The sequence below is a fragment of the Rhodococcus sp. 21391 genome, from assembly GCF_016772255.1.
Taxonomy (GTDB): domain Bacteria; phylum Actinomycetota; class Actinomycetes; order Mycobacteriales; family Mycobacteriaceae; genus Rhodococcus_F; species Rhodococcus_F opacus.
Window position 1 is genome coordinate 2,972,263 of sequence record NZ_CP063781.1, and the last position, 24,794, is coordinate 2,997,056.

Consider the following 24,794-nt stretch of genomic DNA (forward strand, 5'->3'; position numbering starts at 1 on the left):
CTCGGTTCTGCACCGATCACGCACACCGCGCCGTGCTCGTCGTGGGGAGAAATTTGCGGCAGCCACACCTTCCCGCGCTTCGGCGACACCGATATACACCGGATCGCCGTCACTTTGGACGTCAATCACCAGCCTGCGACACTTCTTCCCCAAGAGCGCCAAATGCACCGTACGACACTTCCGGACTCTATGGAAACTTTAGTCACAAATAACACATGAGTAATTTGACCAGCGGAAATGTCGAACTGTGAATCGTCGGCGCTATTTACGCGCATCGACGCAGGCAGCGGCCACGCGTGGGCGAATCGTGAAATTGCCGCCGAGTTATCCCGGGAATTCGGGAGGAGTCAGGGCTTCGGCCGCTCGTACGACGTGCCGGCCCCCGAAGCGCTGTCGCCCTTTTCTGCCGTGTCGTCTCGAGATACGGACGCCCGGCGCGATTTCGCGAAGAACGTGGCAGCCGACGCGATCACGACGATCGCGACGATGACGGCCGTGAACAAGGCCCACGGCGGTCCCGGCTCGATCACCTCGTCGACGAAGTGATTCGCGGAGACCACCGCATCGCCGGTGTAGGTGCGGTCCTGACCCGATTCGAGCAGGACCCGGCTGATCGAATCGCTGTACGTGCCGACCCAGCTGGGACTCAGCACCAGAACGGTGCCACCCTCTTCCGCCCCGACCTCGGTCGCGAGGTCGCGCAGCTGCGAATCGCGGCCGGGATCCTCGTCCAGCACCACGATGCTCAGCTTGATCCCGTGCTCGGCCGCGCGGTCGACCACGGCGGCGAGTTCACTCGCCTCGTCGGACGGCGCCGACACGCCGTCGTCGGACACGTCCGCGACCACGTCGGAGACGTCGATGTCTTCCGGAAGGTCCGTCGACAACGGGAGAGCCGAATGGACGGGGAGCATGACACTGGCAGGAAGTGCGGTGGCGATAGGGGCAGGCATCTCTCATCCGGGTTTGCTGTAGGAACGTAAAGCCTCGCGTGAACACTACGTGAGGAGTCCCCGAAGTTCCGTTCCGTCCGCGCGCGTCCCACGTCGGGATCGAGGAGAATCGCCGAGGGGTACACGCTCGATTCCCCCCCCGAATTCTCACAGGACAAGCGTACTGTTAGACTATCGGAGGTACCGCGGTATGGGCCGATTCCGTCATCGCTAGCACGACAGCGCACACGGATCAGTCGTGCCCGCAGTGCCTGCAGCCGTCGACACAGCCCCGTCGGCGGCGACCCTCATAGACGAGTGGAGCTGACGTGAGCACGAGTATTGATTCGTTCGGCGCCAAAGGCACCCTCGAGGTCGGTGAGAACTCCTACGAGATCTTCCGCCTCTCGGCCGTGCCCGGCACCGAAAAATTGCCCTATGCACTGAAGGTTCTCGCCGAGAACCTGCTTCGCACCGAGGACGGCGCGAACATCACCGCCGACCACATTCGCGCCATCGCGAGCTGGGATCCGTCGGCCGACCCGAACGTCGAGATCCAGTTCACGCCTGCCCGCGTGATCATGCAGGACTTCACCGGCGTCCCCTGCATCGTGGACCTCGCCACCATGCGTGAAGCGGTCACCGCACTCGGCGGCGACCCGAACAAGGTGAACCCCCTCGCACCCGCCGAAATGGTCATCGACCACTCGGTCATCATCGACGTCGCCGGCCGCGCCGACGCCTTCGAGCGCAACGTCGAGATCGAGTACTCCCGCAACGGTGAGCGCTACCAGTTCCTCCGCTGGGGCCAGGGCGCGTTCGACGACTTCAAGGTCGTCCCCCCTGGCACCGGCATCGTCCACCAGGTCAACATCGAGCACCTGGCCCGGACGATCATGGTCCGTAACGGCCAGGCGTACCCCGACACCTGCGTCGGCACCGACTCGCACACCACCATGGTCAACGGCCTGGGCGTGCTGGGCTGGGGCGTCGGCGGCATCGAGGCCGAGGCCGCCATGCTCGGCCAGCCCGTCTCCATGCTGATCCCGCGCGTCGTCGGTTTCAAGCTGACCGGTGAGATCAAGCCCGGCGTCACCGCCACCGACGTGGTCCTCACCGTCACCGACATGCTGCGCAAGCACGGCGTCGTCGGTAAGTTCGTCGAGTTCTACGGCAAGGGTGTCGCCGAGGTTCCGCTGGCCAACCGCGCGACGCTCGGCAACATGAGCCCCGAGTTCGGTTCCACCGCCGCGATCTTCCCGATCGACGCCGAGACCGTCAGCTACCTCCGCCTCACCGGCCGCTCCGAGGAGCAGCTCGCACTCGTCGAGGCGTACGCGAAGGAACAGGGCCTCTGGCACGACGCCGACCACGAGCCCGAGTACTCCGAGTACCTCGAACTCGACCTCGGTGACGTGGTTCCGTCCATCGCAGGCCCGAAGCGCCCGCAGGACCGAATCCTGTTGTCGGACTCGAAGAACGCGTTCCGCAAGGACATCCACAACTACGTGGAGGAGCACCACCCCGCGGGTCACTCGCAGCTCGACGAGGCCGTCGAGGAGTCGTTCCCCGCGAGCGATCCCGCCGCCCTGTCGTTCGCCGACGACGGCGCAGTCGACGTGCAGTCGGCCGCCAACGGATCCGAGGGCCGCCCGACCAAGCCGGTCAAGGTTCTGTCCGAGGACAAGGGCGAGTTCATCCTCGACCACGGTGCCGTCGTGATCGCGTCGATCACCTCCTGCACCAACACGTCCAACCCGTCGGTCATGCTCGGCGCCGCCCTGCTCGCCCGCAACGCCGTCGAGAAGGGCCTGTCCGCCAAGCCGTGGGTCAAGACGTCCATGGCACCCGGTTCGCAGGTCGTCACCGACTACTACAACAAGTCCGGCCTCTGGCCGTACCTGGAGAAGCTCGGCTTCTACCTCGTCGGCTACGGCTGCGCCACCTGCATCGGCAACTCCGGCCCGCTGGACGAGCAGATCTCGCAGGCCATCCAGGACAACGACCTCACCGCCACCGCGGTGCTGTCGGGTAACCGCAACTTCGAGGGACGCATCTCCCCCGACGTGAAGATGAACTACCTGGCCTCCCCGCCGCTGGTCATCGCGTACGCCCTCGCAGGCACCATGGACTTCGATTTCGAGCACGACGCCCTCGGCACGGACGCCGACGGCAACGACGTGTTCCTGAAGGACATCTGGCCCTCTCCCCAGGAGATCCAGGAGACCATCAACTCCTCGATCAGCCAGGAGATGTACGTCAAGGGTTACGCCGACGTCTTCAAGGGCGACGAGCGCTGGCGCGGACTGCCCACCCCGGAGGGCAAGACCTTCGAGTGGGACGCCAACTCCACCTACGTGCGGAAGCCACCCTACTTCGACGGCATGCCGAAGGAGCCGACCCCGGTCAGCGACATCAAGGGCGCCCGCGTCCTCGCGCTGCTCGGCGACTCGGTCACCACGGACCACATCTCCCCGGCCGGCAACATCAAGGCCGGCACGCCCGCGTCGCAGTACCTGGACGCGAACGGCATCGACCGCAAGGACTACAACTCCTACGGCTCGCGTCGCGGTAACCACGAGGTGATGATCCGCGGCACGTTCGCGAACATCCGTCTGCGCAACCAGCTCCTCGACGACGTCTCCGGTGGCTACACCCGTGACTTCACCCAGGACGGCGGACCGCAGGCGTTCATCTACGACGCGTCGCAGAACTACCAGAAGGCCGGCATCCCGCTGGTCGTGCTGGGCGGCAAGGAGTACGGCTCCGGATCGTCCCGTGACTGGGCCGCCAAGGGCACCAGCCTCCTCGGCGTCAAGGCCGTCATCACCGAGTCGTTCGAGCGCATCCACCGCTCCAACCTCATCGGCATGGGCGTCGTGCCGTTGCAGTTCCCGGCCGGCGAGTCCGCTGCGTCGCTGAAGCTGGACGGCACCGAGGTCTTCGACATCGAAGGCGTCGAGAAGCTCAACGAGGGTGTCACGCCGAAGACCGTCAAGGTCACGGCAACCCGCGAGAACGGTGAGAAGGTCGTCTTCGACGCGGTCGTGCGTATCGACACGCCCGGCGAGGCCGACTACTACCGCAACGGCGGCATCCTGCAGTACGTGCTCCGCAACATGATCAAGGGCTAGGCGCTATCGCGCCTGTGCGAGCTTTCGGCCCACAGGCGCTACGCACCTGTGAGTGTTTTCGGCCATGACAGGCACGAAGCGCGCACGACCAGTTTCAGGGGAGCTTCGCCGCTGTCCCGATCGAGGTGGTCGTGCGCGCTTCGCGCTTTCGGTGGCCCTCACATGTCGAGGGCCGAAAAACACTGACAGGCCGACTAAGGAGGCACTTTGCCCAAGGTCAGTGAAGACCATCTCGCGGCACGGCGCAGTCAGATCCTCAGCGGCGCCCGCCGTTGCTTTGCCGAATACGGCTACGACGGCGCCACCGTCCGCCGGCTCGAAGAAGTGACCGGACTGTCACGTGGGGCGATCTTCCATCACTTCAAGGACAAGGACGGCTTGTTCCTGGCGCTCGCCCACGAGGACGCGACCAGGATGGCCGACGTGGTCGCACACGAGGGCCTCGTCCAGGTGATGCGGGACATGCTCGCCCAGCCCGAACAGTTCGACTGGCTGGGAACCCGGCTCGAAATCGCCCGACGGCTGCGGAACGATCCCGACTTCCGCAGAAGCTGGTCACAACGGTCGGCGGAACTCACCGAGGCGACCATGGCGCGTCTCGCGCGGCAGAAGTCCGCGGGCCGCCTCCGCGACGACGTCCCGACCGACGTGCTGATCGGCTACCTGGACCTGGTTCTGGACGGCCTCGTCGCACGCATCGCCTCCGGGCACGCCGGCGACAACCTGTCGGCCGTCCTCGACCTCGTCGAGGAATCCGTCCGACGCCGCGACTGACACCGCACTCCCCACCGACACCGGTCAGGTCTTGCGACGGTGAGCTCCGCCTCGTCCGCGGAGCTCCACCTCGGATTCCGCGAGGATGTTGCGGACGAATCCGTACGATCTCCCCATTTCCCGGGCAAGGGAACGGATACTCGCACCGGCCTGGTAGCGCTCCTTCAGCTCCGCCTGCAGATCGGCGCGCGACGGTCCCGTGATCCGAGCGCTCTTGGCGAAGACCCCGATGTCAGCCATGAACTCCTCCAGTCGGCGAGCGACGGTGGTTTCCACGGTAGAGCCCCGTGACGGCGATATCTACGCGCAGTGCTCAGGCGAGCTGGATCAGTTCCAGGTAGTCCTGCGACCAGTGGTCCTCCGTGCCGTCGGGCAGGAGAATGACCCGTTCCGGGTCGAGGGCCTCGGCCGCGCCCGGGTCGTGCGTCACCAGCACCACGGCACCGGTGTAGCTGCGGAGCGCATCGAGCACCTGCTCGCGGGAGACGGGATCGAGGTTGTTCGTCGGCTCGTCGAGCAGCAGGACGTTCGCCGCGGACGACACGAGACCCGCCAGCGCGAGGCGCGTCTTCTCGCCACCGGACAACGTGCCTGCGGGCTGCTCAAGCTGCGGGCCGGTGAACATGAACGCACCGAGCAGCGAACGCAGCTCCTGCTCCCCCGTGTCCGGCGCCGCGTGACGAATGTTCTCCCACACCGACGCGTTGTCGTCGAGGGTGTCGTGCTCCTGCGCGAAATAGCCGATCTTCAGCCCGTGACCGGGGACGAGCCCGCCTGCGTCCGGCGTCTCGACACCGCCGAGAATGCGCAGCAGCGTCGTCTTACCGGCACCGTTGAGACCGAGAACCACAACCCGTGACCCACGGTCGATCGCCAGATCCACTCCGGTGAAGATCTCGAGCGAACCGTAAACCTTGGTCAGGTTCTCCGCCATCAGCGGAGTCTTGCCACACGCGGCAGGCTCGGGGAACCGGATCCGGGCCACCTTGTCGGACACGCGTTCCGCGTCCAGGTCCGACATCAGCTTGTCGGCGCGCTTCGCCATGTTCTGTGCCGCCACCGCCTTGGTGGCCTTCGCGCCGAGCTTCGCGGCCTGCGCGCGCAGCGCGCCGGCCTTCTTCTCCGCATTGGCGCGCTCACGGCGGCGACGCTGCTCGTCGGTCGCGCGGGCGTCGAGGTACTTCTTCCAGCTCATGTTGTACACGTCGGCCTCGCCGCGCACGGCGTCGAGGAACCACACCCGGTTCACGACGTCGTTGAGCAGATCGACGTCGTGGCTGATCACGATCAGACCACCCTCGTGGTTCTGCAGGAATCCCCGCAGCCAGGTGATCGAGTCGGCGTCGAGGTGGTTGGTCGGCTCGTCGAGCAGAAGGGTCGTGTCCGACCGTCCGCCGCTACCGTCCGACGCCGCGAAGAGGATGCGCGCCAGTTCGACACGGCGACGCTGACCACCCGACAGGGTGTGCAGCTGCTGACCGAGGATGCGGTCGGCCAGCCCGAGGCTGTTGCAGATGCGCGCCGCTTCGCTCTCGGCCTCGTACCCGCCGAGTGCGGAGAAGCGGTCCTCGAGATTGCCGTACTTGCGCACGGCCTTGTCACGCTCGGCGTCGTCGACGACTTCCGACATCAGGATCTGCTGCTTCTCCATGTCCCGCAGCAGCGAGTCGAGTCCGCGCGCGGACAACACTCGGTCCTTCGCGAGGACGTCCAGGTCGCCTTCCTTCGGGTCCTGCGGGAGGTACCCGAGATCGCCGGTGCGCACCACGGCACCCGCGTACGCCTCCCCCTCCCCCGCGAGGATGCGGAGGGTCGTCGTCTTGCCGGCACCGTTACGGCCGACCAGCCCGATGCGGTCGCCGGGCTGTACCCGCAAAGCCGGTCCGGGCGCGGACAGCAACGTCCGCACTCCAGCTCGAACTTCCAGGTCGGTAGCGGTGATCAACAAGACTCCTAGGAAAATGACGCTCGCGTTGTATGAGAAAAACTGCGCAAAGAACACACGAACCAGCAATTTTACCCGACCGTCGGCGACTCGGAACACGCCTGCCGGTGATCCCGCTAACGTTCGCCGCCGTATCCGACCCGCAGGAAGCTCTCCGGCCCTTGTCCAGGTGCCTGATGGAAGGTGAGTTGCGTGGTGGTGAGATGCGCAACTGTGGTGAGCCCGTGGGGTAAACGAGAAAATCTCCACGGCGATAGTTCGCGAAACTTCGGCGTTCCGTCACGGCCCGACGTATTTCCTCGGCCGGCAACCTGGTGGGCTCGAGAGCCCAGCCGGTATCCTTTCGCGACATCGCAGGGCGCTTCGTGCTCGCCCCACCCGCGCCACTGCGGCGCGTTCAGCGCTCACGCTCCCCCGCAGCCGCCCCACCCGGCCGCGGCGCACGCTCCCCTGACCTCACCTCCCCCGGTCTGGGATCGCTGTGGTGGTTTAAGGAGATCGCGACCTGTGATTGTGGAGCCTCCACTACCCCGGGATAGCCGGAACATACCGCGCGAAGTTCGGAAAACTTTGCTGTTCCGTCGGCGTCCGAGTATGGAACCGGGTCTCGTTTCAGCCGATAATTCCGCCGCCGTGACAGGCTGGCGGCGTGACAGTTTCTCCCCGTCCAGCGATCTGGGACGTTGCGATCGTCGGCCTCGGGCCTGCCGGCCGCGCCCTCGCCCACCGGGCCACGGCTCTCGGTTCGACAGTCGTCTCGGTCGATCCACTCCCCCGTAGATCGTGGACCGCGACGTATGCGGCCTGGGAAGACGAACTCCCCGACTGGCTCCCTCGGGACGCCGTCGTCACGAGAACTCCTCGCCCGACAGCCTGGACGACCCGTCGCCATACCATCGACCGCACATATTGCGTTTTGAATACGTCAGTACTGCAATCAATACTCGGCAGCGGATGCGGAACCGTTCTTGCAGGTAGAGCCGTAGACCTCTCCCCCACTTCCGTCCAGCTGGACGACGGCTCGACGCTGAAGGCGCACGTCGTGGTCGATGCTCGCGGCACCGGCGACAGCCCCGACCTCGCCCAGCAGACGGCATACGGCGTCGTGGTCGACCCCGACACGGCCGCACATGCGCTGGCCGGCGAGGCCGCGGTGTTCATGGACTGGCGCCGCGACAACGGCACCTCACCCTCGGACGCGCCGTCGTTCCTCTACGGGGTCCCGCTCGCGCAGGACCGTTTCCTGCTCGAAGAGACCTGCCTGGTCGGTCGCCCCCCACTCCCGATCTCGGAACTCGCCACCCGACTCCACGACCGACTCCGACAGCGGGGCGTCACCGTGCCGTCCCGTTCGGACGTCGAGAGGGTCAGATTCGCCGTCGAGCCACCACCCGAGGCCGGCCGTGCCCACAGCTCGGATCAGGTGCGCTTCGGAGCCCGCGCCGGATTGATGCACCCAGGGACGGGCTACAGCGTCGCAGCGTCGCTCCTGTGCGCAGATGTTCTGGCCCGCGATCTTCGTGACGGTTCGAACGCACGACTGTGGCCGTGGAAGGCACGCACCGTCGCGTCGCTGCGATCGGTCGGCCTACGCGTCCTCCTCAATCTGGATTCCGAACACGTCCCCGAATTCTTCGAGCATTTCTTCGATCTGCCGCCACAACTCCAGGCGGCGTACCTGTCCGAGCGGTCGAATCCGCGCGGAACCCTGTCCGCAATGGGGCGGATGTTTCGAGCGTCCTCCGGCGATATCCGCAATGTGATTCTCCGTTCGACGCTTCGCCGGGAAGTTCGATGAACTGTCGCGCGAACGCGAAAAGGAGACCATCATGGAACGCATGCGGTCGATATGGAAGGGCTCGATAGCGTTCGGACTCGTGAATGTGCCGGTCAAGGTCTATTCGGCAACCGAGGATCACGACATCAGGTTTCACCAGGTCCATGCCAAGGACGGCGGCCGGATCAAATACAACCGCGTCTGCTCCGAATGCGGCAACGTCGTCCAATACGCCGATATCGACAAGGCCTACGACTCCGACGACGGCGTGCGCGTGGTATTGACGGACGATGATTTCGGGAAACTGCCCGCCGCCGAGAAACACGAGATTCCCGTTCTGCAGTTCGTGCCAACCGAACAGATCGACCCCATTCTGTTCGAGAAGAGTTACTTCCTCGAACCGGATTCGAGCTCTCCGAAGGCATATGTCCTACTCGCGACAGCCCTCGAGAACAGCGACCGCACGGCCCTCGTCCACTTCACCCTCCGGCAGCGCACCCGACTGGCCGCGATGCGTTCCCGGGACGGGGTGCTGGTGATTCAAACGCTGCTGTGGCCGGACGAGGTACGCGCCGCGGAATTCTCCTCACTCGACGGCGTCGACAAGCCGAAGGCGAAGGAACTCGCGATGGCCGAGACCCTCGTCGACAGCATGGCCGACGACTTCGACCCCACCGAATTCACCGACGACTACCAGGTGCAGTTGCGTGAACTGCTCGACGAGATGATCGAGTCCGGCGGCAAGAAGGTCATCCCCGTCGCCGAGGTCGAGAAGAGCGGCGAGGACGCCGAAGTGGTGGATCTCGTGGCCGCACTGCAGCGCAGCGTCGACGCCGCCGGGAAGAAGGCCGCACCCGCCAAGAAGAAGCCGGCGAAGAAGGCTCCGGCCAAGACCGCCGCGAAGAAGGCCACAGCGAAGTCATCCAGTTCGGAACGCAAGCGCGCCTGATCGACGATGAGGCGCTATCAGGACTGCCCCTGCGTCTGCTCGACGACCCATGCCGCGATCCGAGAACGGGAGGTGAATCCCAGTTTGGAGACGATGTGCTCCACGTGACCCTGGGCGGTACGTTGCGAAATGACGAGTTTCCCAGCGATCGCCTTGTTGGTGAGGCCCTCGGCGACGAGTTCGGCTACCTGCTGCTCCCGCCGCGAAAGAGTCGTGGGTCCGGGCTCTGCGGAGGTGTCTGGCCGCCCTATCTCGTCGAGTGCGTACGCTGCGCCTTCTTCGAATCGCGTCCCGAGGCCATCACGGAACTCCGTTCTCGAACGCGCGGTCACCCATCGCCCGGCGGGCGCGTTGCTCCAACTGGGAGTGGAGAGCCCCCACATCTGGGTAGTTGATGCTCGCACTCCCCGCCGGACGGACGAGCGCCGCGATCGCACCCATCAGCCTGGCGGCGCGCCGGGGAGCTCCCCCATCCACCGCGACCCACGAGAGAACCGCCATACACACCCCTGCGCTGACGCGGTCGTCCACTGACCGAGCACGGTGCAGCCCCTGCGTGACCAGATCCTTCGCACGGGAATGCTCGCCCCGCTGCCACGCCCCCAGCCCTAACCCCCAAAGCGCCCATCCCGGTAGACGGACTCGCCGCGCGCCTCGGTGAGCGCAAGGATCTCCTGCCAACACACTTCGCTCCGCGTCCGGTTCCCGTCCGCGTCACTGGCCAGAGCGAGCCCGAGCAGGGACGAGATCAGATACAGCAGGTTGCCGTCCGTGCGGAAAACCGCGAGCGAGGATTCGAAGTGTCGGCATGCCGTCGCGTAGCCCAGGGCGACCAGTGCGTGATGGCCGGCGGCATCGGCCATCAGCGCCTCGGCGACCCGATCGCCGAGCTGCGCTGCCAGCGCGCCACCACGTTCCACGTAGAGTGCCGACGCCTCCGGGTCGCCGTGCAGCCCGGACAGCACACCGAGCACACGAACCGCCTTGATTCTGTCCATTGGGTGTGCCGTCCTGAACAGCCAGTAGCTGCGCAAGCCACCGCATACCCTCACGCAGCCTGCCCCGCACACGCCAGTACGGGTACAACGCCGCTGCCATGCGAATCCCCGCATCCGCCTCACTCGAACCGATGAGGCAGAACTGCAGTGCTGCAAGGATGTTGGGCTGCTCGGCGTCGAGACGTACGATCCAGGCTGCCTGCCGGGAACTGATCCAATCGGACTCCGCCCGCAGCGCCACGTGTTCGTACCAGTCCCGGTGCCGCCGCAACAGCGATCCGAACTCGCCGGTCTCCTGCAGCCGTTCCGTACCGTAGTCGCGCAGGGTGTCGAGCATGCGGTACCGCACCGCCCCCGCGGCGTCCGCTTCGCGAATCAGGATCGACTTGCCGATCAGCGAACCCACTACATCCACAACCTGGTCCGCCGCCACGGGGTCGGCGCAGATGGCTTCGACAGCGTCGAGTTCGAAGCTGCCCGAAAATACCGCCAACCGTCCCCACATCGCTTGCTCGGCCGGAGTGCACAACTCGTGGCTCCAGTCGATGCACCAGTGCAGAGTTTGCTGCCGGGCCGGCACATCACGAGCACCTGTGGTCAGCAGGCCATAGCGGTCCGTCAGCCGATGCAGGATCTGCTCCACCGACATCACCCGCACACGCACCGCCGCCAGTTCGATCGCGAGCGGCAGACCGTCGAGGCGACGGCAGATCGCCGCGACCACATCCTGATTGTTCTCGGTGACAGCGAAGCCCGGGACCGCCGTCGCCGTGCGTTCGGCGAACAGGTTCACCGCCTCGTAGTGACCGAGTCGCTCAGCTGGCGCCGACCGCTTGTCCGATTCCGGCATCGTCAGCGACGGAACCCGAAACGTGGCTTCTCCCCCAATGCCGAGGGGTTCCCGGCTGGTCGCGAGAATCCGAAGTTCCGGGCAGGCGCGCGGAGAAGGGTTCCAGCGAGTTCGGCCACCGGTTCGACGAGGTGCTCGCAGTTGTCCAGTACAAGCAACAGTTTCCGTTCCGCGAGGTACTCGACGAGTGGTGATTCGGGTGCAGCGTCCTGGCCCTCGCGCAGTGTCAATGCCGACGACACGGCATCGACGACCGCGTCTGGATCGTGCAGTTCGCCCAACCCGACCGACCACACAGTCGGCGAACCTCAGCGACCTCACGGCGCCGACCGACGAGACTCGTCAATTCGTGGGGGAGATTCCCACGTCCGCCTTACCACCGGAACGCATGAAGCCGTCACTTTCATCGCGCGGACCCCCGCGAACCACGGTACCTCCGCCGCAGCGGCACGATGACGACATAGACGTGCAGGCGTTTTCCTTCGTCACCGACAAGCGGTACGGGGTGGACAAGGCCGCACGAACCCGCGGTGTCGGCTGGCGGCAGGAGGTCGGCGACAGTTGTGCGGCGCCGAGCAGGCCGGTGTGCCGGACAATAGGTTCATGATCGACGTCGAACGCGAGCGGTTCGAGGACATGGTCATCCGGGCTCTCGACAGTTTGCCGGCGGGGCTGGGTCGAGTGATGGCCAACGTAGCCGTCACCGTCCAACACGACGCCGGTCCGGCGGGTCTGCTAGGTCTGTACCAAGGAGTCCCACTGACCAACCGCACGACGCGGTACGCCGGTGTCTTGCCCGATAGGATCACGATCTACCGCCTCGCAATCTGCGCCATCTGCCGCAGCGACGCCGAGGTTGTGGAGCAGGTGCGCCGGACCGTCGTCCACGAGGTCGGTCATCACTTCGGTATAGACGACGCCCGGCTGCACGAACTCGGATGGTGAGGTCATCGACCCCAGCCGTGGTTGTACGAGGGCGAGTCGCTACGCCCGCCTACTTCGCAGCTCGAGGGAGGCCTCCCCCAGCGTTTTCTCATGCGCCATCGCCGACGTGGTCGTCGGCCGCCGCGACTGTGTCGACCTGACCGATCGGGAGCATGCTGTCGTCCGCGCCGACCCCGCGGCCAGGTGCTAGGTGCTAGGTGCGACGCTGTCCGCCGAGCCAAGCGGCGGCCCGGGTGGGCGAGGCGCGGGCGAGCCACGCGTCCTGGACTACCTCGATCAATTCCTGCAGCGTGAGATCACCAACCATGCTCGCCCGCAACAGTATCGAAGGGTGTCCATCGAAATGCGGGGTGGTGAAGAACGGCGACGCCGCGTCCTGAACCATTGCTCGCTGTCGGACTCGGACGGCACCCAGAACACGATCACGTCTGTGTATCGCTCTCCGGTACGAGGGTCGACGGCGTCGGGGCGCGGGGTTCGGAAGAACACGAACGATTTACCGCCCACCTGGTAGATGGGGTTGCCGCGGGGCCCATACTCGACCTTGGCGTGAGGCATCCGCAGGGCCAGTTCGTGGACATCTTCGACCCGCGCGTGCCGCGGTTTCGCCGCCATCACAGCAGTGTAGTGGTCATGCCCCGCTCCGAATACGCCATGGCGTCGATTGTCCTCGCGTTCGGTACCGTCGCCGACACCGGATGGCCCGCAACGACTCCCGGCCCGAGATCGGCACAAGAGGGAGGGCTCGGCGAGACGATTCTCGCCGAGCCCCTCCGTGTCACCAGTGGTGGGTGATCAGACCGTGAAACCGAGCGCGCGCAACTGCTCGCGGCCGTCCTCGGTGATCTTGTCGGGGCCCCACGGCGGGAGCCACACCCAGTTGATCTTCAGTTCGTTGCACAGACCGCTGCGCACGAGCGCACCCCGCGACTGGTCCTCGATGACATCGGTCAGCGGGCAGGCCGCCGACGTGAGCGTCATGTCGAGGGTCACGACGTCCTCTTCCTCGGTGATCCCGTACACGAGACCGAGGTCTACGACGTTGATGCCGAGTTCGGGGTCGACGACGTCACGCATCGCCTCCTCGAGTTCCTCGAGGCGTTTCGGGTCGGTAATCGCACTCGACGATGCGGTAGCGGTCTCGCCGCCCTGGTCGGCCGCCGCCTGCTCCGGTACGGCCGTGGCGTCCGCCTCCGGCGTCTGCGTCTCGCTCATGATGCCTGTCCTCCGATTCGAGCTGGTTCGCCGTCCGCTGTCGGAACGGCCGAATCCCGTTCGTCCACGACCCGGTCGTCCACTATCTGAACAACCGCGTCCTTGAATGCCATCCATCCCAGCAACGCGCATTTCACGCGGGCCGGGTATTTCGAGACGCCGACGAAGGCGATGCCGTCCCCGAGGACGTCCTCGTCCCCCTCGACGGTACCGCGGCTGCTGACCATCTCGTTGAATGCGGCAACGGTCTGCAGTGCCTTCTCGACCGGCATCCCCACCACCTGATCGGTGAGCACCGACGTCGACGCCTGGCTGATGGAGCAGCCCTGGCCGTCGTACGACACATCCACCACGGTGCCGTCGTCGGCGAGCTGCACGCGCAGCGTCACTTCGTCACCGCACGTGGGATTGACGTGGTGGACTTCGGCGCCGAACGGTTCGCGCAGGCCGCGGCCGTGAGGATGCTTGTAGTGGTCCAGGATCACTTCCTGGTACATCTGTTCCATTCTCATGCAGGAACCTCCCCGAAGAACTCCTGTGCGCGCCGCACCGCTGCCGCGAGAGCGTCGACCTCGTCGACCGTGTTGTACAGCGCGAACGACGCCCTCGCCGTGGCCGCGACACCGAAACGACGGTGCAGGGGCCAGGCGCAGTGGTGGCCGACGCGGATGGCGACCCCCTCGTCGTCGAGGATCTGACCGAGATCGTGGGCGTGGATTCCGTCGACCACGAACGACACGGCACCGCCGCGGTCCTCGGCGGTCGTCGGTCCGATGATGCGCACGCCGTCGATGGCACCGAGCGCTGTCAGTGCGGCCTCGACCAGGGTGTGCTCGTGCGCCGCCACCGCGTCCATCCCGATCTCCCCGAGATACCGGACCGCGGCACCGAGCCCGACCACCTGCGACGTCATGGGAACGCCCGCCTCGAACCGCTGCGGCGGCGGCGCGTAGGTGGTGCGTTCCATCGTGACGGTCTCGATCATCGATCCACCCGTGATGAACGGAGGCATCGCGTTCAGCAGTTCGCGGCGCCCGTACAGAACACCTACGCCGGACGGGCCGAGCATCTTGTGCCCCGAGAAGGCCGCGTAGTCCACACCGAGCGCGTGGAAGTCCACCGCCATGTGCGGAACGGACTGGCATGCGTCGAGCACCACCAGCGCGCCGACCGCGCGGGCGCGACGCACCAACTCCTCGACGGGTGCCACCGCTCCGGTCACGTTGGACTGGTGGGTGAACGCCACGACCTTGACGGCGTCGGTCAGCTCGAGCGAATCGAGGTCGATCCGGCCGTCGTCGGTGACGCCGTACCAGCGCAACGCGGCGCCCGTGCTGCGCGCGAGTTCCTGCCACGGCACGAGATTGGCGTGATGCTCGAGTTCGGTGATGACGATCTCGTCACCGGGGCCGAGGTGCCGCTCGAAGCGATCGTCGCCGAGGACGTGGGTGACGAGGTTCAGGGACTCGGTCGCGTTCTTGGTGAACACGAGTTCGTCGCTGTCGGCACCGACGAACGCGGCGATCGTCGCACGCGCGTTCTCGTACGCGTCCGTGGCCTCTTCGGCGAGCTGGTGAGCGCCTCGGTGCACGGCCGCGTTACAGGTGGTGAGGAACTCCCTCTCGGCGTCGAGCACCTGGTTCGGGCGCTGCGACGTCGCGCCCGAATCGAGGTACACCAGCGGTTTTCCGTCGCGGACCGTACGCGCCAGGATCGGGAAGTCCTCCCGGATCCGGGTGACGTCGAATACGCGCACCGAGGTGGTCATCTGCGTTTATGCTCCTTGCGTTGCTGCAGCCTGAGTGAAGCGCTCGTAGCCGTTCGCCTCGAGTTCGTCGGCCAGTTCCGGTCCGCCCGACTCGACCACACGACCGCCGACGAACACGTGGACGTATTCCGGCTTGATGTACCGGAGGATGCGCGTGTAGTGCGTGATCAGCAGGATTCCGCCGTGCTCGCGTTCCTTGTACTTGTTCACGCCCTCGGAGACGACGCGCAGGGCGTCGACGTCGAGACCGGAGTCGGTCTCGTCGAGGATCGCAATCTTCGGCTTCAGGAGACCGAGCTGCAGGATCTCGTGGCGCTTCTTCTCACCGCCGGAGAAACCTTCGTTGACACTGCGCTCGCCGAAGGAGGGGTCGATGTCCAGCTCGGTCAGCGCTTCCTTGACTTCCTTCACCCAGTGGCGAAGCTTCGGGGCCTCGCCACGGACTGCGGTGGCCGCGGTGCGCAGGAAGTTGGACATGGAGACGCCGGGAACCTCGACGGGGTACTGCATCGCCAGGAACAGTCCCGCGCGGGCACGCTCGTCGACGCTCATCTCGAGGACGTCCTCACCGTTGAGGGTGATGGATCCCGAGGTGATCTGGTACTTGGGGTGACCCGCGATGGCGTACGACAGCGTCGACTTGCCGGACCCGTTGGGTCCCATGATCGCGTGGGTCTCGCCGGAACGAACCGTCAGGTTCACACCCTTGAGGATGTTGATCGGTTCGGCGTTCTCGTCGGTGTTCGCGACGTCGACGTGCAGGTCCTTGATTTCCAGGACCGAGGTTTCGGGGGTGGAAGCGTCAGGGGTAGACATTGTGATCCTTCGAAGAAATGGGAAGTAGTGGTCCGGCGGCGCGGGTCACACGCCGACTGCGGCGAGTTCGGCCTCGACAGCCGCCTCGAGGCGCTCGCGAATCTCGGCGACGGCGATCTTGTTGATAATCTCGTGGAAGAACCCGCGCACGACGAGTCGCCGTGCCGCGTCCTCGGGGATCCCGCGGGCGCGCAGGTAGAACAACTGCTCGTCGTCGAATCGACCCGTGGCACTGGCGTGGCCGGCACCCACGATCTCACCGGTCTCGATCTCCAGGTTCGGAACCGAGTCCGCGCGTGCACCGTCCGTGAGGACCAGGTTGCGATTCAGCTCGAACGTGTCGGTGCCTTCGGCCGCGGCGCGGATCAGCACGTCGCCGATCCACACGGTGTGGGCGTCGGGCTTTCCCGAATTCGGATCACCCTGCAGGGCGCCCTTGTAGACCACGTTGGACTTGCAGTGCGGCTGCGAGTGATCCACCAGCAGTCGCTGCTCGAAGTGCTGTCCGGCGTCGGCGAAGTACAGGCCCAGCAGTTCGGCGTCGCCGCCGGGACCGTCGTACTTGACGGTCGCGGACAGGCGGACGAGGTCGCCGCCGAGGCTGACCGCGTTGTGCCGCAGTACCGCATCGCGGCCCAGCCGCGCGTGATGCGACGCGACGTGGACGGTGTCGTCCGCCCAGTCCTGGACGGCGACCACGGTGAGGCGCGCGCTGTCGCCGAGAACGAATTCGACGTTCTCGGCGAATGTGCCGCTGCCGCGCTGGTCGATGACGACGGTCGCCTTGGCGAAGGCTTCGAGCCGGATCTGCAGGTGCCCGAAGGCGACCTTGTCCTCGCCCGGGCCGGTGACCGTGATGTTGATCGTCTCGGCGACCTCGACCTCACGGCCGACGGTCACGACGGTGGCCGTCTCGAAACCCGAGTAGGCCTGTGCGGCCACCCGGTCGGCGGGCACGCCGGCCTTGCCCAGCCGGTCGTCGTCACGCCCGACGGTCTCGACCTGGACGGAGTCCGCACCGGCGACGTCGACGGTGACCGTGCCGTTCGCGACGGCCGTTCCGTCGTGCAGTCCACGGAGTCGGCGCAGCGGGGTGAACCGCCAGACCTCGTCGCGACCACCCGGGATCTCGAACGCGTTGACGTCGAACGAGGTGAAGACCTCACCCTTGTTCTTGATCGGCGAACCGGTGGCGGTCCGCGCTATCCGCGGATTCTCGCCTGCGACGGCTCCCGCGACTCCGAGATTCTGGACACCAGTTTCTGGCGTGGTCACTAACCCACCGCCCCTTCCATCTGCAGTTCGATCAGGCGGTTCAGTTCCAGGGCGTACTCCATCGGGAGTTCCTTGGCGATCGGCTCGACGAAGCCGCGCACGACCGTGGCCATGGCCTCGTCTTCGGTGAGCCCGCGGCTCATCAGGTAGAACAGCTGGTCGTCGCTCACCTTCGAGACGGTGGCCTCGTGGCCCATGGTCACGTCGTCCTCGCGGATGTCGACGTACGGGTAGGTGTCCGAGCGGCTGATCTGATCGACCAGCAGCGCGTCGCACTTGACCGTCGACTTGGAACCGTGGGCACCCTTGTTGACCTGGACGAGTCCGCGGTAGGACGCGCGTCCACCGCCACGGGCCACCGACTTGCTGATGATGGTCGACGACGTGTGCGGCGCGAGGTGCAGCATCTTGGCACCGGTGTCCTGGTGCTGTCCCTCACCGGCGAATGCCACGGAGAGAACCTCGCCGCGAGCGTGCTCGCCCATCATCCAGACGGCCGGGTACTTCATGGTGACCTTGGACCCGATGTTGCCGTCGATCCACTCCATGGATCCGCCGGCTTCGACCTTGGTGCGCTTGGTGACCAGGTTGTAGACGTTGTTCGACCAGTTCTGGATCGTCGTGTAGCGGCAGTGGCCGCCCTTCTTCACGATGATCTCGACGACCGCGGAGTGCAGGGAGTCCGACTTGTAGATCGGCGCCGTGCAGCCCTCGACGTAGTGCACCGAGGCGCCCTCGTCGACGATGATCAAAGTCCGCTCGAACTGGCCCATGTTCTCCGTGTTGATGCGGAAGTAGGCCTGCAGCGGGATGTCGACGTGCACGCCCGGCGGGACGTAGATGAAGGAGCCACCCGACCACACCGCGGTGTTCAGCGCGGAGAACTTGTTGTCGCCGGCCGGGATGACCGTGCCGAAGTACTCCCGGAACAGCTCGGGATGCTGCTTCAGGCCGGTATCGGTGTCGAGGAAGATGACGCCCTGCGCCTCGAGGTCCTCACGGATCGAGTGGTACACCACCTCGGACTCGTACTGAGCCGCGACACCGGCGACGAGGCGCTGCTTCTCGGCCTCGGGGATGCCCAGCTTGTCGTAGGTGTTCTTGATGTCCTCGGGCAGGTCTTCCCAGCTCTCGGCCTGCTTCTCGCTCGAGCGCACGAAGTACTTGATGTTGTCGAAGTCGATGCCCTCGAGGTTCGAACCCCAGTTCGGCATCGGCTTCTTGTCGAAGGTCTTCAGCGCGCGCAGGCGGATGTCGAGCATCCAGTCCGGCTCGCTCTTCTTCGCCGAGATGTCGCGCACGACGTCTTCGGACAGACCGCGCTGCGCACTGGCACCGGCCTCGTCGGAATCGGACCAGCCGTACCCGTAATGCCCGAGTGACGCGATGGTCTCTTCCTGCGTGAGCGGCTCGGCGTTGGCCGACGCAGTGGATGTCACCTGGTCTGATGTGACGGTCATGCGAGCTCCTTCCGGAGTCTTGTTACGAGACCGGCGAGGGCTGGTCGCCGGTGGAAAACAGGTTGCTGACTAGGGGGTCTATCGGGAAAGCGTTGTTATTTGGGACCGGACGGCGGGACGAGTGGAACGTGAGTGGTGCATGCGCAGTCACCGTTCGCGATGGTCGCGAGCCGCTGGACGTGGGTGCCGAGAAGTTGGGCGAACGCTTCCTGCTCGGCTTCGCACAGTTCCGGGAACTCCTCGGCCACGTGCGAGACCGGGCAGTGGTGCTGGCAGATCTGGACGCCGTTGCCGACCGGGCGCGTCGATGCCGCGAATCCTGCGGTGGTGAACGCGTCGGCGATGGCGTCGGCGGTGGTTTCGAGGCCCTCGGCGCTGTGATCGGCTGCCGGGGTCACGTTTCCGACGATCGCCTGGACTCGGCGACGAGCGAAATCGGTGATCGCGGCGTCTCCCCCGACCTCCCGCAGTTGACGCATCGCCGCGCCGGCGAGGTCGTCGTACGCGTGGCCGAGCCGGCCGCGGCCCTTGGCGGTGATCTGGAAGTATTTGGCGGGTCGTCCCCGTCCGCGGTGACGCACCGCGACGGAGGACGCCTCGCGCGCCTCGCCGGAGTCCAGGAGCGCGTCGAGGTGACGACGGACACCGGCGGCACTCAGACCGAGGCGGGTTCCGATTTCCGACGCGGTGATCGGCCCCTCCTCGAGGAGGAGCTTCACGACGGCAGCTCGGGTGTGGCCTTCGTGGCCGACGGCGACGGGTGACGCGGTTTCGACAGGCGCCGCCGAGGAAGGCGCATGAACTGCGCTTTCCTTCGTTGCACGTGGTGTCGTATCCGTTTTCACAACACCAGTGTGACGGAATTCGGATCGCAGGTCTACTAAGGGTGCCCTGCCTTACACCTGTGATTATGTGCGGCTCGGGCCCGGGAATACTGGCCGAACCGACTGTGTTCGGCGCACCGCTACGCTGCCTGTGTGCCGCAGACCCCCGAGAACCCGGAGCCGACCCGCGCGGAGCCGACCTTCACGGCTCGCGCCGCTCTTCGACATCCGGCCGAGCTCGCCCGGCGGGCGCTGGGCATCGACGGCCGCTCCCCGCGACCCTCGGTGGCGGCCGCGCTGCACGGCGACGAGCCGGAAACCGCGGGCCTGAACGAGCAGGAGACCGCGCAGCTCCGCGGGATCCGCCGGTTCGGTGCGACCGGAGCCGTCCTGATGGCGGTGGGTGCGCTGGGCGCAGGCGCCCAGCCGGTACTGCAGAACCCTGTCCAGGGTCTTCGCGTCATCGGTCTGCCCGCCCGGATCCCCAGTGTGGCGTTGACGCTGACCATGACCGGCACCGTGATGATCGTGCTCGCGTGGCTCCTCCTCGGACGGTTCGCGATCGGCAGTCTGCAGTCGGGGGCGGTGCGTCGCCTCAACCGGTCCCAGCTCGACCGCACCCTGCTGCTGTGGATCATCCCGCTGTCGGTCGCGCCGCCGATGTTCAGCAAGGACGTGTACTCGTACCTCGCGCAGAGCGAGATCGCGGCCCGTGGGCTCGATCCCTACGCCATCGGTCCCGCGGGTGCGCTCGGCGTCGATCACGTCCTGACCCGGACCGTGCCGACGATCTGGCGCGACACGCCGGCGCCGTACGGTCCGCTGTTCCTCTGGATGGGGCGCGGTATCAGCTGGCTGACCGGCGAGAACATCGTCGCGGGGATCTTCCTGCACCGGCTGCTGGCCCTCGCCGGTGTGGCCATGATCGTGTGGGCGCTCCCCCGGCTGGCGCGACGCTGCGGCGTCGCCGAGGTCAGCGCCCTCTGGCTGGGCGCCGCCAACCCCCTGCTGCTGTTCCACCTGGTCGCGGGGATTCACAACGAGGCGCTCATGCTCGGCCTCATGCTGGCCGGGATCGAGCTGGCGCTGCGGGCCGTCGAACGGTCGGAGCCGATCCGCGGGCAGTCCCTGCTCCTGTTGCTGTCGGGGGCGGCGCTCATCGCCCTGTCGTCGACGATCAAGATCCCCTCCCTCCTCGCACTGGGATTCGTCGGAATGGCGCTGGCCCGGAGGTGGGGCGGAACCCTGAAGGCCGTGCTCACGGCGGCCGCCCTGCTCGGCGGGGTGGCCCTGGCGGTCACCCTCGTCATCAGTACGTCCAGCGGACTCGGCATCGGCTGGGTACACACCCTCGGCACCGCGAACGCGGTCCGCAGCTGGATGTCCATCCCCACGCTCCTCGGACTGGGCACCGGACTGGCCGGGGTCCTCCTGGGCCTCGGCGACCACACGACGGCGGTGCTGAGCCTGACCCGGCCGATCGCGGCCGTCGCTGCGGCGTTCATCACACTGCGGATGCTCGTCGCCACGCTCGTCGGCCGCATCCACGCGGTCGGCGCGCTGGGGCTGTCCCTCGGCGCGGTCGTCCTCCTCTTCCCCGTGGTGCAGCCCTGGTATCTGCTGTGGGCGGTCCTGCCGCTCGCGGCGTGGGCCACAGCACCCGCCTTCCGCGTCCCCGCCATCGTCTTCTCGTCCATCGTCAGCGTCATCCTGATGCCGAACGGCGGCGAGTACCAGCCCTTCGTCATCGTGCAGGCCGCCATCGCCACCATCTTCACGGCCGGAACGCTGATCGTGATCACCCGCAACCGGCTGCCCTGGCGGGTCGGTTCGGAGCAGCAGCCGACCGTGCCGGACCCCCAGGATCCGCCCCGGGACGACGCCGACGCGGAAAGCCGGGGCACCGGCCGGGTCACACCAGGCCAAGGCTTACGCTGATTCCCCGTGACCTCGCGAACGCCCGGATCGGCGCAACCTGCTGTACGCCTGGAAGGCGTGGTGAAGGCCTTCGACGGTGTGAGGGCCGTCGACGGACTCGATCTCACCGTCGAACCGGCACAGGTGGTCGCGTTGCTCGGCCCCAACGGCGCGGGTAAGACCACCACCGTCGAAATGTGCGAGGGCTTCGTCCGCCCGGACAGCGGCACCGTCCGCGTCCTCGGACTCGACCCCGTCGCGGACGCCGGCGCCGTCCGGGCCCGGATCGGCGTGATGCTGCAGGGCGGCGGCGCCTACCCCGGTTCCCGCGCCGGTGAGATGCTCGACCTCGTCGCGGCCTATTCGGCCGACCCCCTCGACCCCGACTGGTTGCTGCGCAGCCTCGGACTCGAGGATTCCCGTCGCACCCCCTACCGCAGGCTGTCGGGCGGGCAGCAGCAGCGCCTGTCCCTGGCCTGCGCGCTGGTCGGCCGGCCGGAACTGGTCTTCCTCGACGAACCCACCGCCGGACTCGACGCCCAGGCCCGCCTGCTGGTGTGGGAACTGATCGACGCCCTGCGCCGCGACGGCGTCAGTGTGCTGCTGACGACGCACCTGATGGACGAGGCCGAGGAACTCGCGGACCGACTCGTCATCATCGACCACGGGTCGATCGTCGCTGCGGGTACGCCCGCGGAGGTCACCAGCCGCGGCGCCGAAGGCCAGTTGCGGCTCAGCGCGCCCGCCGGTCTGGACACCGCACCCCTCGCGAGAGCCCTCCCCGACGGTTTCCGGGTGGCCGAATCCGGACCGGGCACCTATCTCGTCGAAGGGCCGATCGATCCGAAGGTGGTGGCGTCGGTCGCGTCGTGGTGCGCCGATCTGGACGCCCTGATCAGCGACATCCGCGTCGACCAGCGCAGCCTCGAGGACGTGTTCCTCGAACTCACCGGCCGGGAACTGAGGGGATGACGATGAGCACCAGTGACCGTTTGACGGAGAATCGTTTCGCCCCGGGCACGTTCGCACCCGATCCCCGCCCGAGCGGCGCGGCGGTCATGTTGCGGGCGCAGACTGCGCTCGAACTCAAGCTGCTCCTGCGCAACGGGGAGCAGCTGCTGCTGACCATGTTCATCCCGATCACGCTGCTGATCGGCCTGTGCCTGCTGCCCATCGGCGATCTCGGAACGTCGCGGGTCGACAAGGTGGTGCCCGCCGTCATGATGGTGGCGGTGATGTCCACCGCGTTCACCGGCCAGGCCATCGCGGTCGGTTTCGACCGCCGGTACGGGGCCCTCAAACGGCTCGGCGCCACTCCCCTGCCGACGTGGGGAATCATCGCCGGGAAGAGCGCCGCGGTGGTCATCGTCGTCGCCCTGCAATCGGTGCTCCTCGGTTCCATAGGACTGGCGCTCGGCTGGCGTCCGAGTGCGTGGGGACTCGTCCTCGGCGCCGTGATCATCGCCCTGGGCACCGTGACGTTCGCGGCGATGGGACTGCTGCTCGGCGGCACCCTCCGCGCCGACATCGTCCTCGCGCTGGCCAACATCCTGTGGTTCGTCATGGTCGGCGTCGGCAGCGTGGTGTTCGCCACCGGCGACCTGCCCTGGCTCCTGCACACCGGGGCCCGGCTGATTCCGTCCGGTGCGCTCGCACACGCGCTCGACGCCGCACTGTCGGGGTCGGTGGACCTGCTCAGCGTCGTGGTCCTCGTCGTCTGGGGTGCGGCCGCGGGAGCCCTGGCGTCCCGGACGTTCCGATTCACGTGAGCCGCCGACACGCAGCCCGCCGCGCCCGCACCGTCGGCACCGTTCTGGCGGTCCTGCTCGCCGTTCTCGGCTGCGGCACCCTGCCCGCGGGCGCCGCACCGCAGTGGGGACCACCGGCCGCGCCGAACCCGTTCCTCGGACCCGCAGGCACGTCCACGATGCACGGCGACGCCGGGTCCACCGACGTCACTCCGCTGCCCGGTCCCGGCACCGGCCCGCTCACCCTGTCCGCGTACCCGTTGGTGTCGGCGTGCCCGACCCTCCTGCAGGGTTCCGACCGGCTCGTCGTCGCCTTGTGCACGTCCGTGGCCGGCCAGGTCCCGACGGTGCACCTGATCGACCCCGCCGCCCCCGCGGCCCCGTTCGGCGCCTCGCTCGCCACGTTCGCACTGGCGAAGGGCAGCCTCCTGGGCGGCGTGTACGCGTTCCTCGACAACGACAACAGACTGGTCGCGGTGGACGGCAACCGTCAGCTACTACGCCTCGGGCATTCGCGGGACCCCGACGGCCGCTGGCGGATCACCGTCGACTCGCGCGTCGACCTGTCCGGCAGTGTTCCGCCGGGCGACAACGTGACCGGGCTGACGCCGGACTGGCAGGGCAACGTCTGGTTCGCAACGGGCGGCGGCGTCGTCGGGGCGGTGGATCGCGCCGGCGTCGCGCACAGCCTGCCGCTGGCCGCGGGCGAACAGGTCCAGAACAGCATCTCCACCTCGCCCGCCGGCACCGCGGTCGCGACGACGCACGCCCTGTACCAGTTCACGCTCCGCGACGGCGCGGTGCGTGTGGACTGGCGGCGGGAATACGACCGCGGTCCGGACCGTAAACCCGGGCAACTCAGCCGCGGCACCGGCTCCACCCCCACCTACTTCGGGCCGTCGACCGGCAGCGATTTCGTCGCGATCGTCGACAACGCCGACCCGCAGGTGAGTCTTCGGGTCTTCCGCGCCGATTCCGGTGACGAGATCTGCTCCCTCCCCGTGCTCGGCAACCCGGGCGGCAGCGAGAACTCGCCTATCGGCATCGCCAATTCGGTGTACGTCGCCGGGACGTACGGCTACCCGTATCCCGCCGTCCCGGACGGCGCGGGCCCTGCGGTTCCGACGAACGCCCCCTTCATTGGCGGCATGACCCGTGTCGACATCGACCCGATCGGCTGCCACCAGGTGTGGAGCAACGACGTCCGCAGCGCGGCGGTGCCCCACCTCTCGACCGGTGACGGGTTGCTGTACACCGTGATCCGTCAAGGATTCGACGTCACGACACCCCTCGACGGCTTCTCGTTCGCGGTGATCGATCCGGCGGACGGCTCGGTCGAGCACACCAGCCCACTCCCCGGCACCGCGGTCAACGACACCCTCCAGATGTCCGGACTCGTCACCGACACCGGCGACTTCTGGCAAGGTACGGTGACCGGCATCCTGCGGATTCGCGGTGAGTAGCACG

Annotated in this window: 20 protein-coding genes and 2 pseudogenes; 10 read left to right on the plus strand and 12 right to left on the minus strand. The window is 66.9% G+C overall.

Annotated elements, in window-relative coordinates:
- Positions 1-347: 347 nt before the first annotated feature.
- A complete protein-coding gene (locus GO592_RS13950; RefSeq protein WP_005255035.1) occupies positions 348-953 on the minus strand; it encodes an Rv1476 family membrane protein in 606 nt (201 codons plus the stop codon).
- A 308-nt stretch (positions 954-1,261) separates the two neighbouring features.
- Here GO592_RS13950 and acnA point away from each other — a divergent pair, with 308 nt between their 5' ends.
- Positions 1,262-4,066, plus strand: coding sequence for an aconitate hydratase AcnA (gene acnA / locus GO592_RS13955; RefSeq protein ID WP_005255034.1), 2,805 nt, complete (start codon positions 1,262-1,264; stop codon positions 4,064-4,066).
- Between the two features lie 207 nt (positions 4,067-4,273).
- Positions 4,274-4,840, plus strand: coding sequence for a TetR/AcrR family transcriptional regulator (locus GO592_RS13960; protein WP_005241827.1), 567 nt, complete (start codon positions 4,274-4,276; stop codon positions 4,838-4,840).
- 24 nt (positions 4,841-4,864) lie between these two features.
- Here the strand turns inward: GO592_RS13960 and GO592_RS13965 are convergent, their stop codons facing one another.
- Entirely contained in the window at positions 4,865-5,080 is a 216-nt protein-coding gene (locus tag GO592_RS13965; protein ID WP_005255033.1) for a helix-turn-helix domain-containing protein, read from the minus strand.
- Between the two features lie 73 nt (positions 5,081-5,153).
- Positions 5,154-6,785 (minus strand): ABC-F family ATP-binding cassette domain-containing protein, encoded by a 1,632-nt coding sequence (locus GO592_RS13970; protein ID WP_007300669.1) that lies wholly within the window; start codon positions 6,783-6,785, stop codon positions 5,154-5,156.
- Positions 6,786-7,434: 649 nt separating this feature from the next.
- Between GO592_RS13970 and GO592_RS13975 the strand changes: the two genes are divergently transcribed.
- The gene (locus GO592_RS13975) at positions 7,435-8,583 is read left to right on the plus strand and encodes a lycopene cyclase family protein (protein ID WP_039952845.1); all 1,149 of its coding nucleotides are present in this window, start codon (positions 7,435-7,437) and stop codon (positions 8,581-8,583) included.
- 40 nt (positions 8,584-8,623) lie between these two features.
- Complete coding sequence (gene ku, locus GO592_RS13980; protein ID WP_442792411.1) at positions 8,624-9,511, plus strand: non-homologous end joining protein Ku; 888 nt, start codon at positions 8,624-8,626, stop codon at positions 9,509-9,511.
- Positions 9,512-9,528: 17 nt separating this feature from the next.
- On the opposite strand, the pseudogene GO592_RS13985 reads toward ku, so the two are convergent.
- Positions 9,529-11,749 (minus strand): annotated as a pseudogene (locus GO592_RS13985) (ATP-binding protein).
- Between the two features lie 213 nt (positions 11,750-11,962).
- Here GO592_RS13985 and GO592_RS13990 point away from each other — a divergent pair.
- Complete coding sequence (locus GO592_RS13990; protein WP_007300667.1) at positions 11,963-12,304, plus strand: metallopeptidase family protein; 342 nt, start codon at positions 11,963-11,965, stop codon at positions 12,302-12,304.
- Between the two features lie 193 nt (positions 12,305-12,497).
- On the opposite strand, the pseudogene GO592_RS13995 reads toward GO592_RS13990, so the two are convergent.
- Positions 12,498-12,919, minus strand: a pseudogene (locus GO592_RS13995) (MmcQ/YjbR family DNA-binding protein).
- Positions 12,920-12,937: 18 nt separating this feature from the next.
- Between GO592_RS13995 and GO592_RS14000 the strand changes: the two are divergent.
- Positions 12,938-13,099, plus strand: coding sequence for a hypothetical protein (locus tag GO592_RS14000; RefSeq protein ID WP_157234345.1), 162 nt, complete (start codon positions 12,938-12,940; stop codon positions 13,097-13,099).
- Here the strand turns inward: GO592_RS14000 and GO592_RS14005 are convergent, their stop codons facing one another.
- The 7 genes from GO592_RS14005 to GO592_RS14035 all read right to left on the minus strand — a co-directional run bounded on the left by GO592_RS14005 (position 13,100) and on the right by GO592_RS14035 (position 19,683).
- Positions 13,100-13,519, minus strand: a complete 420-nt coding sequence (locus GO592_RS14005) for a metal-sulfur cluster assembly factor (protein WP_007300665.1) — start codon at positions 13,517-13,519, stop codon at positions 13,100-13,102.
- Positions 13,516-14,031, minus strand: a complete 516-nt coding sequence (gene sufU, locus GO592_RS14010; protein WP_025432540.1) for a Fe-S cluster assembly sulfur transfer protein SufU — start codon at positions 14,029-14,031, stop codon at positions 13,516-13,518. Before sufU ends, GO592_RS14005 begins: the two co-directional genes overlap by 4 nt.
- A complete protein-coding gene (locus GO592_RS14015; protein ID WP_007300664.1) occupies positions 14,028-15,287 on the minus strand; it encodes a cysteine desulfurase in 1,260 nt (419 codons plus the stop codon). Before GO592_RS14015 ends, sufU begins: the two co-directional genes overlap by 4 nt.
- Positions 15,288-15,293: 6 nt before the next feature.
- The gene (gene sufC, locus GO592_RS14020; protein WP_005255023.1) at positions 15,294-16,103 is read right to left on the minus strand and encodes a Fe-S cluster assembly ATPase SufC; all 810 of its coding nucleotides are present in this window, start codon (positions 16,101-16,103) and stop codon (positions 15,294-15,296) included.
- A gap of 45 nt (positions 16,104-16,148) precedes the next feature.
- Entirely contained in the window at positions 16,149-17,378 is a 1,230-nt protein-coding gene (sufD, locus tag GO592_RS14025) for a Fe-S cluster assembly protein SufD (RefSeq protein WP_007300663.1), read from the minus strand.
- On the minus strand, positions 17,378-18,838 hold the full coding sequence (gene sufB, locus GO592_RS14030; protein ID WP_005565756.1) for a Fe-S cluster assembly protein SufB: 1,461 nt from the start codon (positions 18,836-18,838) through the stop codon (positions 17,378-17,380). Before sufB ends, sufD begins: the two co-directional genes overlap by 1 nt.
- Before the next feature lie 95 nt (positions 18,839-18,933).
- Positions 18,934-19,683: a helix-turn-helix transcriptional regulator gene (locus GO592_RS14035; protein WP_237737224.1), complete on the minus strand. Its 750-nt coding sequence runs from the start codon at positions 19,681-19,683 to the stop codon at positions 18,934-18,936.
- A gap of 132 nt (positions 19,684-19,815) precedes the next feature.
- Here GO592_RS14035 and mptB point away from each other — a divergent pair, with 132 nt between their 5' ends.
- Genes mptB through GO592_RS14055 form a run of 4 tightly spaced genes read left to right on the plus strand, consistent with a single transcriptional unit; the run spans position 19,816 to position 24,790 of the window.
- Positions 19,816-21,600, plus strand: coding sequence for a polyprenol phosphomannose-dependent alpha 1,6 mannosyltransferase MptB (mptB, locus tag GO592_RS14040; RefSeq protein WP_007300661.1), 1,785 nt, complete (start codon positions 19,816-19,818; stop codon positions 21,598-21,600).
- Positions 21,601-21,606: 6 nt separating this feature from the next.
- Entirely contained in the window at positions 21,607-22,551 is a 945-nt protein-coding gene (locus GO592_RS14045) for an ABC transporter ATP-binding protein (RefSeq protein ID WP_039952844.1), read from the plus strand.
- Entirely contained in the window at positions 22,548-23,348 is an 801-nt protein-coding gene (locus tag GO592_RS14050; RefSeq protein WP_007300659.1) for an ABC transporter permease, read from the plus strand. Before GO592_RS14045 ends, GO592_RS14050 begins: the two co-directional genes overlap by 4 nt.
- Positions 23,345-24,790 carry a hypothetical protein gene (locus GO592_RS14055; RefSeq protein ID WP_007300658.1) on the plus strand — a complete coding sequence of 482 codons (1,446 nt, stop codon included), beginning with the start codon at positions 23,345-23,347 and terminating at the stop codon, positions 24,788-24,790. The genes GO592_RS14050 and GO592_RS14055 overlap by 4 nt, the downstream gene beginning before the upstream one ends.
- Positions 24,791-24,794 lie beyond the last annotated feature (4 nt).